This is a genomic window from Methylobacterium sp. AC832 (assembly GCF_979256025.1).
Genome location: NZ_CEEDMV010000010.1, coordinates 82239 through 94981, shown reverse-complemented (window position 1 = coordinate 94981; position 12743 = coordinate 82239). Strand labels below are relative to the sequence as shown.

Here is a 12743-nt window from a genome sequence, read left to right as displayed (position 1 = left end):
GAGATCAACGGGCCCGCGATCTCCTGACGTCCGAGAGCGGAATTATTTCGGCCTCCTATAGCGGCGACCCGACCAGGACGAGGAGGGGCGTGAGACGGGTGACGCGCACGTTCATCGTCGTCGCGATCACGTCCAACGCCTCGTCCGTATTGTGGGGGTCGAAGGCCCCGGTGACCCGCCGCTCGCCGGCCTTGGCGTCGATGAGGACGACGCGGCCGTGGCGGTAGCGGTCGAGTTCCCCCAGGACGGCGGAGAGCCGTTCGCCCGAGAAGACGAGGCGCCCATCCCGCCACGCCACGCTCCGGCTCGGATCCGCCTGGACCACGCCGAAGGGCGCCCCGTCCTCGCGGCGCACCGCCTCGCCCGCCGATACCAGCATGTGCCGGTGCTCATCCGCCACATCGACGCGTCCTTCGGTGACCCCGACGGGGCTGTCCGCACCGTCCGCGCGGACGAAGAAGCGCGTGCCGATCGCCCGCACGCTCAAGCCGTTGCCGCGCACCACGAAGGGGCGCCGGGAATCCGGGACGACGTCGAAGAACGCCTCGCCGCGCAGGAGCTCGATTCCGCGTTCGGTGTCCGTGAACCGCAGCGCCACCGCCGTGTCGGTATTGAGGTCGATGCGGCTCCCATCGGCCAGGACGGAATGGCCGATCTCGCCGACGCCGCTCCAGAGGTCGGAGCGGAACCGGTCGATGAGGCCGAGTTGATGGATCAACGCCGCGCACAGGATGGCCGCCACGGCGAGGGCGGCGAGTCCTGTCGGCGAGGTGCGGCGTCTGCGTGGGTCGGGCACATGGCCGAGCCTGCGCCAGAGCGCATCCATCTCGGCGTGAGCCTCGGCATGGGCGGGGTCGGCATCGCGCCATTCCGTGAAGGCGTCGCGGTCCTCGTCCGTCGCATCGGGGGAGGAGAGCCGCGCGACCCAGCCGGCCGCGGCCTCGAAGACGGGATCCTCGTCGTCGCGCGCGTCCGCGTCTGTGGTTTTGTCCTTGGTCACGGTTCTGCTCTCCGGACCCGATCCCGGCTCGGATCGCCGAGCCGTGTGTCCCTACCGTCTCAGATCAACGAGGCGGCCGATCCCTGACGTCGCGTGTCACGAACGTTCGCGGCTCCGGCTGCGGCAATGCAGGAGGGCCTTGATGAGGTGCTTCTCTACCATGTTGCGGCTGATGCCCAGGCGCGTGGCGACCTCGCCGTTGGAATGGCCGTCGATGCGGACGAGGAGGAACACCTCCCGGCACCGGGGCGGCAACGCGTCGATATCGGCGGCGAGCCGCCAGAGCTCCTGGCGCGCCATCACCTGCCGTTCCGGCAGCGCATAGGCATCGACGATGTCCGACATCTCCGCGTCGCTGACGGAATGGAACAGCGTCCCTTCCAGCCGCTGCCGGTTCCGCATCCGCAGGGCGACGTTGTTGGCGACCTGGAACAGGAAGGCGGAGGGGTTCTCGACGCTGGTGCGCGAGAGCGCCGCGAGCATGCGCAGGTAGGTCTCCTGGTGGGCGTCGGCCGCGTCGGCGGAATTGCCGAGCAGGCGCAGGAGGAAACGCTGAAGCTTCGCGCCTTGGCTACGATGCAGCGCATCCATCGATACCGGCTGCATAAAACCAGCTCCCACCACCTTGGGATCACCGCGGGACCGCACGATCTCTTGGCGTTGAAACAAGCGGGTGGATTCAAAATTATGCAAGCACGTCAATAGTTTATATGATTTCTAAAATGTCCTGCCCCCGACGGATCAAGCCCTTGTGTTTCTGTCGGAAACATCTTGCCGGCCGGCCTTGCCCGCCGGGACACCGTACTTCTCACTGGGCGCGAAAGCCCCCGTCCTGTTGCGCTGCGGACACAGATATTGGCCACCCGCCGCCGGACGGGCCCCCGAAGCGTGTCGGGATGGCCGGCCCGGCGAGGAACGCCCTGAGGCGTCGGCGTCACGCCACGCGGTCGAGGCTCGTCTCCGTGACGTCGCGGAACTGAACGTTCAAGCCCGCGCCCGAGCGATGCCGGACTTCACAGTCGAACCGGCGTCCGTCCTCGTCGATGGTGACGGCGAACCGGTCGGGAACGTCGGCGCGTCGCGACACATGCAACCGCGCGCCTCCCTCCGACAGGTCGCGGACCGAACACGCGATGCGTTCGCCGCCGGGGAGGTGGATATGGGCCGGCAGCAGGACGCGCCTCCGGCGCTCTCCGCGGCGTTCCTCCATGCCGACGGTCCAATTGTCGAGGCCCGTGCTGATGCTCGACACGCCATCGGCTGCCTGCCGCATGCTGACCAGGATGTCCCCCGTCGTCCGTGCCTGCTCATTCACCGACTCGGTGACTCCGGCCACATGCGTGCTGATCGTCCCGATCGCCTGCGTGATGGAGGCCAGGGTCGCCGCCACTTCGGTCGAAACCGCCTGCATGCCGGCGATTTCGCTGCTGATCCGGTTCGTGGCGGAGGCCGCCTGACTGGCGAGGCTCTTCACCTCGGTCGCGACTACCGCGAAGCCGCGCCCCGCGCTGCCGGCCCGCGCCGCCTCGATCGTCGCATTGAGCGCCAGCAGATTGATCTGCTGGGCGATGCCGGCGATGACCGAGGCGACGCCGCCCATGGCCTCGGTGGCGGTTCGCAGCCGCTCGGTGGCGGCATCCGCTTCGCCGGCCCGCCCATGGATGTCGTCCACCACCGTCTTGGATTGGGCCATGCTGCGGGAGATGGCCTCCGCGGAGGCGTTCATGGCGTCGGCGGCGTCGGTCACCGACTGGACGTGGTCGAGGGTCCGCTCCGCCGCCTCGACCGCGACGGATCGCGCATCCATGTTGGCGGTGACGTCCGAGGCGTATTTGACGATCTTGGTCAGCCGGCCGCTGGGATCGAAGATCGGGTTGTAGCTCGCCTGGATCCAGACCGAGCGGCCTCCCTTGCCGAAGCGCTGGAACATGCCGGAGGAAAATTGTCCTGCCCGCAGGCGGTCCCAGAAGGCGGCGTAATCCGGCGTCCGCGCATAGCTGGGCTCGACGAACATGGCATGCGGGCGCCCTCGGATGTCATCCAACTGATAACCGACCGCGTTCAGGAAGTTCTCGTTGGCGTCGAGGACCGTGCCGTCCGTCGCGAACTCGATCACCGCCTGGGACCGATTGACGGCCTCCAGCTGCCCCATGGCATCGGCGGTCTGCAGCTTCTGCCGAGTGATGTCGGTGGCGAATTTCACCACCTTGATCGGGACCCCGTTCCGGTCGCGGATCGGGTTGTAGGTCGCCTGGATCCATACTTCGCGGTCGCCCTTGGCGATCCGTTTGAACTCGCCGGAACGAAACTCGCCACGGGCGAGCGACGTCCAGAATTCGCGGTAGGCGGCGCTCACCCGCTCCGACGGGTCGACGAACTGGCTGTGATGCCATCCGCTGATCTCCTCGAGCGTGTAGCCCATCGCCGACAGGAAGTTCGCGTTGGCGGTCAGGATGGTACCGTCGAGGGCAAACTCGATCACGGCCTGCGAGCGATGGAGGGCGTCGAGTTGCCCGTCATGTTCGATGTTGCGCAGAACTTGAGCGGTGACGTCGGTCGCGAACTTGACAATCCGGCTGACCTTACCGGCCCGGTCCAAGACGGGATAGTAAGTCGCCTGGATCCACACCTCGCGCTCATGCTTGGCTAGGCGTTTGAACTCGCGTGTCTGTGCTTCGCCGCGGCGCAAGGCCTCCCAGAACAACCGGTAATCGTCGCTCTTCTGATCTGCAGCAGACATCAGAAGTGAATGATGGCGACCCTTCAACTCGGCCAGAGAATACCCCATCGCATCGAGGAAAAGCGAATTAGCGTCCAATACTATGCCGTCAGGGCTGAATTCGACCCGAGCGCTGGACTCGTCTATCGCGGTCATAAGCGCGCGGCGGTCTGTATCGAAAAATAACACAGGTCTCATTCCCTGTAGCATCAGTGGCGTTCCGCTACCCTTGGCACGACTTGGTTAAATGAAAACAAGTCATCCCTCAGCTTTTGGGCGCGGCGCTCGCCAGAGATGGACGGGCCGCGTGAGGCATTTTGTACCAGGGAATCTCCGTTCGACGTTTGATGGAGACGGAACGCGAGACCCTTCCTCCGCAGGCTCGTGACCGATCCTCGTCGTCGCGACATCCGGCTCTCCTTCGAAACCGTCCGGCTCGCTCCTCCCGGTCCGGTCCGCTGGGGCCACGGTGCCGATGTCGCGCTGTCGGCCGACATTGTCGAGCCTTTTCGACCTCGCGCCCCGCTTGTCCTGCTCGATCTCCGGTCGCACACCGGCCAAGCAGTTGTTCTGTCTCTGGTATATCACCGGCAGAAGAGTGGCCGAGTCTAATCCCCGATGCTGAGTGCGGCTCAGCACGTCAGGAATGAGATTGCTGCCCCATATTCAACTCACACAAGACGAACGAGCCGAGTTGTTCGGCATCGACGTCAAGAAGGAGCTCGTAATACAGATGAAGACCCGTATCGCCGCTATCGCCACTGCGTTTGTTCTTGGCGCTGCTTCGATCTCGTCCCCGATGGCTTTCGAGCGCCCGACCCGTTACAGCTCGTTCAATGCCTACGACGTCGAGGCCACGGGGTCTCTCGGTCTCCGCGACGGCAATGCCGGGCGCAACCCGGCCACCTGTCCGATGAGCTCCGCCGCCGAAGGCAATGCGAACCAGCAGAACTTTCCGGTCCAGCAATATGGTCAGACCTCGGGCGGGAATCGCTGCTGAATGAAGATCTTCTCATACGCCATGGCGGCCGCCGCCACCCTCATGCTGGCAGCGACGCTGGTGAGCTCGGCAAGCGTTTTGATGAGCGTCTGAGCTCCGGCTCGAACACGGATCGTCGCGCAGAAAGGCCGCCCCTCGGGCGGCTTTTTTTGCTTTCTCGGATGAGAATGTGAACTAAGTGAAAGATGGGGACTTAAGCAGTTTCGCGGGCAGATGGACTGCCCGTCAGCGAACCGGCGCCGTAGCCGACAGTTTTACCCCATGAACGACAACCCGCTCAATATCTGGCAGCTTCGCAGCCATGCCAGCGAGGCTATGCCGTTCAGGGACGGCGTCGACCGGGCCATGGCGAAGGCCTTTCCGCCGGTCGAGGGGGAAATCCCAGACCGTATCGCGAAGGCCCTGCAGGCCTTGGAAGCCGCGATGGGCGGGACGCTGGCGAGCCGACCGTCGTCACGATGCGGATCGAGCGGGACCCCTCGGGATGCGGCGCATTGGCATCTGATGTCGCCCATGGCGGCGATGACCAGCTCGGCCTTCCTGCCGAACGGCATCCGCCACGGCCTGCGCCATCCCTCCGAGATCGGTATCCGTCCGTAGAACTCGGAGGGTTGTGGGGCGCACCTTTAGACTGAGCGCCCCGGTGACCGCAGGTCGAGCGAATGTGAGGAAGCCCCGGCGACCCGAGAGGTCCGGGGCTTCGCGCGTTGAACACACCGATGAAGGATGCGGGGTCAGCTCGGCTGCTCTTCGGTCTTCTCGATCTCCGGATCGTCTTCCTCCGGGATCGAGGGCGGCTGCCGCTCAGGCTTTTCGGGGGCAGCCGGCGGAGTGTCGATGGGCTGCAGATCGGCGCCAGGCTGCTGTGTGTCGGCTGTCTTCATGGATGTGCTCCCTCGTCGTTGCAGGGAGCAAAGCCCCTTGGATCGGAAGCGTTCCAGCGCGCGCCCGGCGTCATCCCCCGCGCGAGCCTTACTGGTATTTGAAGCCGGGCTAAGCCGTTGCGCGATCACGGAATGCGCGCTGACGTCGCGAGTCCGATCGACACCGCCGGCCTCCGTCTCTCCTGAGCCATTCCGACCTCTTCGCCGATCCGATGCGGGTCAACTGTCCGCCTCTGGCTGTCGGCGCAAGTCGTCGGCGCATGTGCCGCCTTCCTGCTCGCTTTCGGAGCGAGGTGGCGAGACCGGTGATGTCGCAACGACGAACGACCCCGATCGGGCCCGGCCAAGCTCGATCCGCTCAAGCGTGTCTCAGGAAATGAGATCGCATTCGCTGCGGCTTATGGGCGCCGAGCAAGCGTATCCGCATTTTGAGCGAGGCTTTAAGCAACCGGCTGCAGCGTTAACAGTTAGAGAGACAAGGATTTCGTCCAATCGAGACATAAAACAGTTTAATATTCGGAGACAGTCTACATGGCACTCGACCCGCGCTCCATCTATGTTACTGCCCTGAAGAACACGCATGCCCTGGAGTTGCAGGCGCTTCAGATCATGGAAAGGCAGGTCGAACGCCTGCAGCGCTATCCTGAAATGGAAGCGGCGTTGCGTCGCCATATCCAAGAGACGCATGGCCAGCGTGACCGGCTCGAAGAGGCGCTGTCATCCCTCGGCGATGGCCCCTCGGCGATCAAGGAAGGGTTCCTCGGTTTCGTCGGCAACATGATGGCGCTGGGGCACGTGCCGGCTCAGGACGAAATCCTGAAGAACACCTTTGCCAATCATGCCTTCGAGAATTTCGAGATCGCGGCCTATACCTCCCTGGTGACCATCGGGGATGCGGCTGGGCAGAGTGCGCACCGCACGGCGTTCGAGCAATCCCTGAGGGAGGAGCAGGCCATGGCGAAGACCGTCGCCGAGCTCATCCAGCCGACGACGTTGCGCTATCTGGAACTCAGCGCAGCCGACGAAAAAGCCGACCGCTGAATACTGGGCGCTGAGTATTCGCCGGGCGCCATGGTGTCGACGATCACCATGGCGAACGGTGGAAGCTCGGCGCCAATCCGTGTGAGCCGAATACCGTCCGGCTTGGCTGCGAACTGTCGCCGCGGGGAGCCTCCGCGGACGGTCCAGGGATCAGGATTCAGGGGAGGATCCGAGACATGTTGGCGATGAACTATCGCGGGCCCTACAGGGTTCGGGTCGATAGGAAGCCGGTTCCGGTCTGCGAACATGTCCAGGATGCCGTCGTGCGGGTGACCCGCACCTGCATCTGCGGCTCGGACCTTCATCTCTACCATGGTCTCGTTCCCGATACCCGGGTGGGCATGACCTTCGGCCATGAATTCATCGGTGTCGTCGAGGAGGTCGGGTCGCAGGTAGGCAACCTCTCGGTCGGCGACCACGTGATCGTCCCGTTCAACATCGCCTGCGGCCAATGCCATTTCTGCCGGCAGGGTCTCTTCGGCAATTGCCATGAAGCCAATCCGCAGGCGAGCGCGCTCGGGGGCATCTACGGCTATTCGCACACGGCCGGCGGCTACGATGGGGGCCAGGCGGAGTATGTCCGTGTCCCCTATGCCGATATAGGCCCCTGCAAGATCCCATCGACGATGGATCTCGACGACGCGGTGCTTCTCACCGATGTCGTGCCGACCGGGTACCAGGCGGCCGAGATGGCCGGCATTCAGCCGGGCGACACGGTGGTGGTCTTCGGTGCGGGTCCCGTCGGGATCATGGCGGCCCGGTGCGCGTGGCTGTTCGGTGCCGGACGTGTGATCGTCATCGACCACATCGACTATCGGCTCGATTTCGCGAGGACTTATTGTCCGGCCGAAGTCTACAACTTCCGCTCGATGGACGACCCCGTCGTCTTCCTGAAGAAGACCACCGATTCCCTCGGTGCCGATGTCTGCATCGATGCCGTCGGCGGCGATGCGGCGGGCAGCGCCCTGCATACCCTCCTCGGTACGAAGTTGAAGCTCGAGGCGGGTGCCGCGACCGCGCTCCATTGGGCGATCAATTCGGTGAAGAAGGGCGGCGTCGTGTCGATCGTGGGCGTCTACGGTCCCACGGGCAACCTCATCCCCATCGGCAATGTCGTGAACAAGGGCATCACGATCCGGGCCAACCAGGCCTCTGTGAAGCGCCTCCTGCCGAGATTGATCGAGCATATCGAGGCCGGACGCCTGAACCCGAAAGCCTTGATTACGCACAAAGTGCCTCTGGAGGAGATCGCGGACGCGTATCACATCTTCTCGGCCAAGCTCGACGGATGCATCAAGCCCGTACTCGTTCCCCCTTCGGCGCGCGGGTGAGGAAGACCGACATGCGAAACCTTCCGATCGACCCATCCAAGATCCCCGGCTGGGGTGCCGATGCCAATCCGGAGAACGACCCGACCTACCCGATGCGCGACCGATCGCGCGACGATAAGGGCGGGATGAACTGGCCGCGGCCGCCGCAACAGCGACAGACGGTCGAGATCCTGCAATCCATCGAGCGGAACAACCTCACGGCGGTGTTCGGCACCTCGACACGGCCGAGCGGCGTCAGTGGCGCCATGCGGCGTCAGGCCTTCAAATACAGTGAGTCCGAATGGGCCCATTGGTTGATGTTGATGGCGGCCGACCGGGTGAATGTCGTCGAAGGTCTGGTGCAGGATTTCGGTCGCGGCACGGTTCCGAACATCCCCGCCGAAATGGGTTTCCGTTCGGAAATCCGACACAACCGTGCCGGGCTGGTCAGGAAAGCCGCGGTTTCAGGGGCCGTTCTGGCCCTCGGTGTCCTGGCCTTCCGCCTGCTGTCGTCAAAGGACGGCAGCCGCCATACGCGGCGGCGTGGTGGTTGAGTATCGATAAAACGGCCTGACTTTTAAAACCGTCTTCGCTTTCGAAACAATAGCCTTCGCCATGAATTGTCCCATCGAGTGAGGTGATCGACAGCAAGGCCCAAGGCAACATAGCTATTACGTTTGTTAATGCTGTATGTTCTCGCCATCATTTCTGAATAAGAATGGATAATGTCTTTTCATGGCTTTACCGCTCTGACGGATAAAGCTTGCGGTCACCTCATGCGCCGCCAACGCAGATATGACTATTCTTGCAAGGATCGCTCGAGATGACCGATTTCCCGAAGCCGCCATTCGAGAATCAGCGGCTCCTGACGCCACCGGGCCGCGATGCCGATATGGACCCGCGCCCGGATTACGGCGAGGCGCATTACAAAGGGTCGGGGCGCCTTTCCGGTCGCAAGGCGATCATCACCGGCGCCGATAGCGGCATCGGGCGGGCCGTGGCCCTGGCCTACGCCCGCGAAGGGGCGGATGTTCTGGTGAGCTATTATGACGAGCACGAGGATGCCGACGAGACCTGCCGGCTGGTCGAGTCCGCCGGCCGCAAGGCGGTGCGGATGGCGGGTGATGTGAAGGATCCCCGGCATTGCCGCGCCATCGTCGAGACAGCCGTCTCCGAGTTCGGCCAGGTCGATATTCTGGTCAACAACGCGGCCCACCAGAAGACATTCGCCAGCCCCGAGGAGATCTCCGACGAAGAATGGGAGATCACCTTCGCGACCAATATCCACGCGATGTTCTACCTGGTGAAAGCCGCACTCCCGCATATGAAGCCCGGGAGTTCCATCATCAACACGACCTCGGTCAATGCCGATACGCCGAGCCCGCAGCTCCTGGCCTATGCGACCACCAAAGGGGCGATCCAGAACTTCACCGGCGGTCTGGCCCAGATGCTGGCCGAACGGGACATCCGGGTGAACTGCGTGGCTCCAGGTCCGATCTGGACGCCGCTCATCCCCGCCACCATGCCGTTGGAGAAGGTGAAGAGCTTCGGATCGCAGGTGCCGATGAAGCGACCGGGGCAGCCCTGCGAACTCGCCCCCGTCTATGTGATGCTGGCAGGCTCGGAAGCGAGCTACGTCTCCGGCGCCACCGTCGCGGTGACCGGAGGCAAGCCGATCATCTGAGACGCACCCCGTCGCGAATGGACCGGACTTCGGAGGTAGCCCCCAAACGCTGCCCGGAGGGTTTTGCCGTTCGCAAGGGCCACGAAAGATCCCTGCCGCCTTCGCGGCAGCAGCAGGCGGCTTCGTCGTGCCGCCTGCATTCCTGCGTCAGTCGATGAACCCACGGCTGGATCCTGTTGCCTGTCTCTGACAGTAAACATGCAGACAAATACGGTTCAGGCTTCGCGATAATTTGCCATCGATAAATATCGGAACTGACAATGCGATGAATCGTTCTCTCTGCAAGGCAACGCTATTCGATAGGTGTACCGAATGACTGCTAAGCCGCCACCCGTTCCACCTGCCAATCAATCCGACAAGGGGCCCGGCAGCGCGCCGGAGGCGCCCGTGTCGACGGCACCCAAGGGCTCCGCACAGACGCAGAATCCCGACAAGATGGGACAGGCCGGAAATTCCAAGGTCAACACGACGCATCAAGGCTATCAACAGGACCGCTGATGAGCACCTCGAAGAAAACTCCGGCTGCCGATCGTCATCATGGCGGGCCCGGTAGCAGCCACCAGGATGCCACCGAACCTCGGTCCGAACCGGATCGCGGCCCGCGCCCGGGCAGTCCCACCAACGATCCCATCTCGCATGTGTCGGGCGGCGGCGGCGAGCGCGACCGCCACCATGCGCATGACGCGGAAGGGAAGGGCGGTCACCGCTCGCATTGAGCGGCGGCATAGGGCTTCGAACTCGGACACAGGAGGAGATGTTTCATGGCCAAGGCCGATCGCCATTCCATGGGGCCGGGTGCTCAGGGCAAGGGCACCGGAACGGGCGCGATGACGGATCTGCCCGAGGGAATCCTCGAAGAGAACATGGTCTTGAGTAACCGCGACAAGTCTCGGCATACCGACCAGCGCGGATTGGACAGCAAGACGGTCCAGACCGAGCAATACCAGGATCACGCGGCCAACCGCGAAATCCCCCCGGATGCCATCGAATCCGGTGTTTCCGGGAACACGAGCGGCCTAGCCAATCCGAAGACCGATCTTTCGGGCGGGGAAAGCAGCCTGAAAAGCCAGGACCGGGACTAAAACCCGTTTCGATCGTTCACCTAGCCAATGGTGCTCCGGTCTTCACGAGGCAGCGGGGGCGATCCGACCCCGCTGCCCTGTCGCTGGGACGTCGAGCACGAGGTGGCGTCGCGTGTGCGGGCCATGAACCGCCAGTGGAGTTCTCTCATGGGCCTACGATCCGAGACGCCTCCGCCGCCCGCCGACCTCGCGGTCGAATCGCCTGCGGATTCCGATCGCCCCACCAGCGCGATGCTGAAAGCCGACATCGATTCCGGCAGGACGGGTGACAAGATCCCCCATTACGATGTCGGCCTTTCGCCGCTTGGCACCGATGACGAGGCCGCCGGGAATACGCCCTCGAAGGAACGGATCGCGATGGCGCGGGGCACGGAGGCGGCCTCGCCTCGGGTTCAGGCCACCGCCCGAGCGACGGGACGCGATTCCTGGGTCATGCCGCTCTATATCGGCCTCGTGGTGCTCGCGGCCGTGGTGATCGGCGGTTCGCTGTATCTGTTTCGGGCCTGACGCGACGACATCGACGGAAGCTGAGGCACCCGCCTGCCTACACCGCTGCGCGAGCTTGGCCGCGCCGGTACAGGGTCCAACCGGCGATGAGCATCGCCGCGCCCCATAGCAGGAAGCCGACGTCCCAATAGACCCACTGCGCCCGTGGCACGGTCTCGTTGACGTGGTGAAGGCCGAGGAGATGGTGATTGATCGTCCCCTCCACGAGATTGAAGATCCCGAAGCCCATCAGGATGCCGCCCGGAAGCAGCCAGCCCGACCACCGGAGATGGTTCTGCCTCGCGTAACGCCACAGCACGAACAGCCCGGCGAGGGTGAAGAGATAGGTGCAGGCGTGAAACAGACCGTCCCAGAGCGTATTGATCTGCAGGTTCTCGACGCTGTCCGCGGGATATCCGGCGCTGCTGAGCATGTGATGCCATTGCAGGATCTGGTGGAGCACGATTCCATCGAAGAACCCGCCGATACCCAGGCCGAAGAGAATGGCCGCCGAGAGCGGGAAGCCGGTCGGACGCGCATCGTCGGTTGTCATGAGGATGTCCGGGTGATCTGGGGGAAATCAGGCGGCGAACAGGTGAAGGCTGAAGAGGCCCGCTTGGTCGAGCCAGACCCGGTCCGGCCGCCACCCGGCGCGCTCGGCAAGTGTCCGGAACGTATCGGGCGCGTATTTGTGCGAGTTGTCGGTGTGGATGCTCTCGCCGGCCCTGAACCGGATCTCCGACCCCGCGAGCCGGTAGCGGCCCGGCTCCCGCGCCACGAGATGCGCTTCCACCCGGAAAGGATCGGGCAGGATGCGGGGTTCGTGCCGGAAGTTGTCCAGGTCGAAATCGGCGTCGAACTCCCGGTTCAGCCTCTCGAGAAGGTTGCGGTGCAGGGCCGGCATCAGCCCGTCGGCATCGCCATAGGCGCGAAGCAGGCGGGCCGCGTCCCGGTTCGGGTCGGCCCCGATGAGGAAGCGGCTGGGCCCCAGGGTGGTGCGTGCCCGCTCCAGGAACAGTTCGGCCTCGGCGGGCGTGAAATTGCCGATGCTGGTGCCGGGAAAGAACCCGAGCACCGGCCCTCCCGACAGGTCGACCGGTAGCCGGACCGGTTCGGAGTAATCGGCGCAGACCGGGATCATCTCGATCTGCGGATAATCGCGAGCGAGCCGCCGGATCGCGGCGTCGAGATAGTCCCCCGAAATGTCGATAGCGATGAAGCGCGCCGGCCGGTCGAGGGCGTCGAGCAGGGTACGGATCTTGCGGCTCGCTCCGCTGCCGAATTCGACGATGGTGGCGCCGGGTCCGATCAGGGGGGCGATTTCGGCCGATACGGCCGGCAACAGCGCCATCTCGGTGCGCGTGGGATAGTAATCGCCGCTGCTGCAGATGCGGTCGAACAGGTCGGAGCCGGTCTCGTCCCACAGGAGCTTGCCGGGAAGACGCTTCTGCGGCTGCGCCAGTCCCGCCAGAACCTCCCGCAGCAGGTCGGCCTGGTTCGGGGACAGGGCGGCGTCACCATCGATCATGGAAGGGCC

At 64.2% G+C, this 12743-nt stretch carries 16 protein-coding genes; 10 read left to right on the top strand and 6 right to left on the bottom strand.

What is annotated here, in order from left to right; translation table 11 throughout:
• Positions 1-55 precede the first annotated feature (55 nt).
• From AC0IXR_RS23140 to AC0IXR_RS23130, 3 genes are all read right to left on the bottom strand, one after another.
• Positions 56-1000: a FecR family protein gene (locus AC0IXR_RS23140; protein ID WP_471762319.1), complete on the bottom strand. Its 945-nt coding sequence runs from the start codon at positions 998-1000 to the stop codon at positions 56-58.
• A 96-nt stretch (positions 1001-1096) separates the two neighbouring features.
• On the bottom strand, positions 1097-1606 hold the full coding sequence (locus AC0IXR_RS23135) for an RNA polymerase sigma factor (protein ID WP_471762318.1): 510 nt from the start codon (positions 1604-1606) through the stop codon (positions 1097-1099).
• A gap of 328 nt (positions 1607-1934) precedes the next feature.
• The gene (locus AC0IXR_RS23130; protein ID WP_471762317.1) at positions 1935-3875 is read right to left on the bottom strand and encodes a methyl-accepting chemotaxis protein; all 1941 of its coding nucleotides are present in this window, start codon (positions 3873-3875) and stop codon (positions 1935-1937) included.
• A gap of 577 nt (positions 3876-4452) precedes the next feature.
• On the opposite strand from AC0IXR_RS23130, the gene AC0IXR_RS23125 reads away from it, so the two are divergent.
• Together AC0IXR_RS23125 and AC0IXR_RS23120 are read left to right on the top strand one after the other, a co-directional pair.
• Positions 4453-4719: a hypothetical protein gene (locus AC0IXR_RS23125; RefSeq protein WP_471762347.1), complete on the top strand. Its 267-nt coding sequence runs from the start codon at positions 4453-4455 to the stop codon at positions 4717-4719.
• A gap of 261 nt (positions 4720-4980) precedes the next feature.
• A complete protein-coding gene (locus tag AC0IXR_RS23120; RefSeq protein WP_056422045.1) occupies positions 4981-5319 on the top strand; it encodes a hypothetical protein in 339 nt (112 codons plus the stop codon).
• A gap of 134 nt (positions 5320-5453) precedes the next feature.
• On the opposite strand, the gene AC0IXR_RS23115 is transcribed toward AC0IXR_RS23120, so the two are convergent.
• Positions 5454-5603 (bottom strand): hypothetical protein, encoded by a 150-nt coding sequence (locus AC0IXR_RS23115; protein ID WP_471762315.1) that lies wholly within the window; start codon positions 5601-5603, stop codon positions 5454-5456.
• A gap of 531 nt (positions 5604-6134) precedes the next feature.
• On the opposite strand from AC0IXR_RS23115, the gene AC0IXR_RS23110 reads away from it, so the two are divergent.
• From AC0IXR_RS23110 to AC0IXR_RS23075, 8 genes are all read left to right on the top strand, one after another.
• A complete protein-coding gene (locus tag AC0IXR_RS23110; RefSeq protein ID WP_056422041.1) occupies positions 6135-6644 on the top strand; it encodes a ferritin-like domain-containing protein in 510 nt (169 codons plus the stop codon).
• Between the two features lie 176 nt (positions 6645-6820).
• A complete protein-coding gene (locus tag AC0IXR_RS23105) occupies positions 6821-7975 on the top strand; it encodes a zinc-dependent alcohol dehydrogenase (protein WP_471762314.1) in 1155 nt (384 codons plus the stop codon).
• An 11-nt stretch (positions 7976-7986) separates the two neighbouring features.
• A complete protein-coding gene (locus AC0IXR_RS23100) occupies positions 7987-8508 on the top strand; it encodes a hypothetical protein (protein ID WP_471762313.1) in 522 nt (173 codons plus the stop codon).
• A gap of 269 nt (positions 8509-8777) precedes the next feature.
• Positions 8778-9638, top strand: coding sequence for an SDR family oxidoreductase (locus AC0IXR_RS23095; RefSeq protein ID WP_471762312.1), 861 nt, complete (start codon positions 8778-8780; stop codon positions 9636-9638).
• Between the two features lie 312 nt (positions 9639-9950).
• Positions 9951-10136, top strand: coding sequence for a hypothetical protein (locus tag AC0IXR_RS23090; RefSeq protein ID WP_246748098.1), 186 nt, complete (start codon positions 9951-9953; stop codon positions 10134-10136).
• Entirely contained in the window at positions 10136-10354 is a 219-nt protein-coding gene (locus tag AC0IXR_RS23085) for a hypothetical protein (RefSeq protein ID WP_056422031.1), read from the top strand. Before AC0IXR_RS23090 ends, AC0IXR_RS23085 begins: the two co-directional genes overlap by 1 nt.
• Before the next feature lie 45 nt (positions 10355-10399).
• Positions 10400-10720 (top strand): hypothetical protein, encoded by a 321-nt coding sequence (locus tag AC0IXR_RS23080; protein WP_056422029.1) that lies wholly within the window; start codon positions 10400-10402, stop codon positions 10718-10720.
• A gap of 147 nt (positions 10721-10867) precedes the next feature.
• Positions 10868-11227, top strand: a complete 360-nt coding sequence (locus tag AC0IXR_RS23075; protein WP_056422027.1) for a hypothetical protein — start codon at positions 10868-10870, stop codon at positions 11225-11227.
• Positions 11228-11264: 37 nt separating this feature from the next.
• Here AC0IXR_RS23075 and AC0IXR_RS23070 read toward each other — a convergent pair whose 3' ends face one another.
• Both AC0IXR_RS23070 and egtD read right to left on the bottom strand, forming a co-directional pair.
• The gene (locus AC0IXR_RS23070; protein WP_471762311.1) at positions 11265-11759 is read right to left on the bottom strand and encodes a DUF2243 domain-containing protein; all 495 of its coding nucleotides are present in this window, start codon (positions 11757-11759) and stop codon (positions 11265-11267) included.
• 27 nt (positions 11760-11786) lie between these two features.
• On the bottom strand, positions 11787-12734 hold the full coding sequence (egtD, locus tag AC0IXR_RS23065) for an L-histidine N(alpha)-methyltransferase (RefSeq protein WP_471762310.1): 948 nt from the start codon (positions 12732-12734) through the stop codon (positions 11787-11789).
• Positions 12735-12743: the final 9 nt, after the last annotated feature.

Coding starts and splice junctions, on each gene's coding strand:
- AC0IXR_RS23080 (WP_056422029.1), top strand. CDS start 10,400: ATGGCCAAGGCCGATCGCCATTCCATGGGGCCGGGTGCTCAGGGCAAG.
- AC0IXR_RS23105 (WP_471762314.1), top strand. CDS start 6,821: ATGTTGGCGATGAACTATCGCGGGCCCTACAGGGTTCGGGTCGATAGG.
- AC0IXR_RS23110 (WP_056422041.1), top strand. CDS start 6,135: ATGGCACTCGACCCGCGCTCCATCTATGTTACTGCCCTGAAGAACACG.
- AC0IXR_RS23095 (WP_471762312.1), top strand. CDS start 8,778: ATGACCGATTTCCCGAAGCCGCCATTCGAGAATCAGCGGCTCCTGACG.
- AC0IXR_RS23090 (WP_246748098.1), top strand. CDS start 9,951: ATGACTGCTAAGCCGCCACCCGTTCCACCTGCCAATCAATCCGACAAG.
- AC0IXR_RS23070 (WP_471762311.1), bottom strand. CDS start 11,759: ATGACAACCGACGATGCGCGTCCGACCGGCTTCCCGCTCTCGGCGGCC.
- AC0IXR_RS23130 (WP_471762317.1), bottom strand. CDS start 3,875: ATGACCGCGATAGACGAGTCCAGCGCTCGGGTCGAATTCAGCCCTGAC.
- egtD (WP_471762310.1), bottom strand. CDS start 12,734: ATGATCGATGGTGACGCCGCCCTGTCCCCGAACCAGGCCGACCTGCTG.
- AC0IXR_RS23100 (WP_471762313.1), top strand. CDS start 7,987: ATGCGAAACCTTCCGATCGACCCATCCAAGATCCCCGGCTGGGGTGCC.
- AC0IXR_RS23135 (WP_471762318.1), bottom strand. CDS start 1,606: ATGCAGCCGGTATCGATGGATGCGCTGCATCGTAGCCAAGGCGCGAAG.
- AC0IXR_RS23120 (WP_056422045.1), top strand. CDS start 4,981: ATGAACGACAACCCGCTCAATATCTGGCAGCTTCGCAGCCATGCCAGC.
- AC0IXR_RS23075 (WP_056422027.1), top strand. CDS start 10,868: ATGGGCCTACGATCCGAGACGCCTCCGCCGCCCGCCGACCTCGCGGTC.
- AC0IXR_RS23115 (WP_471762315.1), bottom strand. CDS start 5,603: ATGAAGACAGCCGACACACAGCAGCCTGGCGCCGATCTGCAGCCCATC.
- AC0IXR_RS23125 (WP_471762347.1), top strand. CDS start 4,453: ATGAAGACCCGTATCGCCGCTATCGCCACTGCGTTTGTTCTTGGCGCT.
- AC0IXR_RS23085 (WP_056422031.1), top strand. CDS start 10,136: ATGAGCACCTCGAAGAAAACTCCGGCTGCCGATCGTCATCATGGCGGG.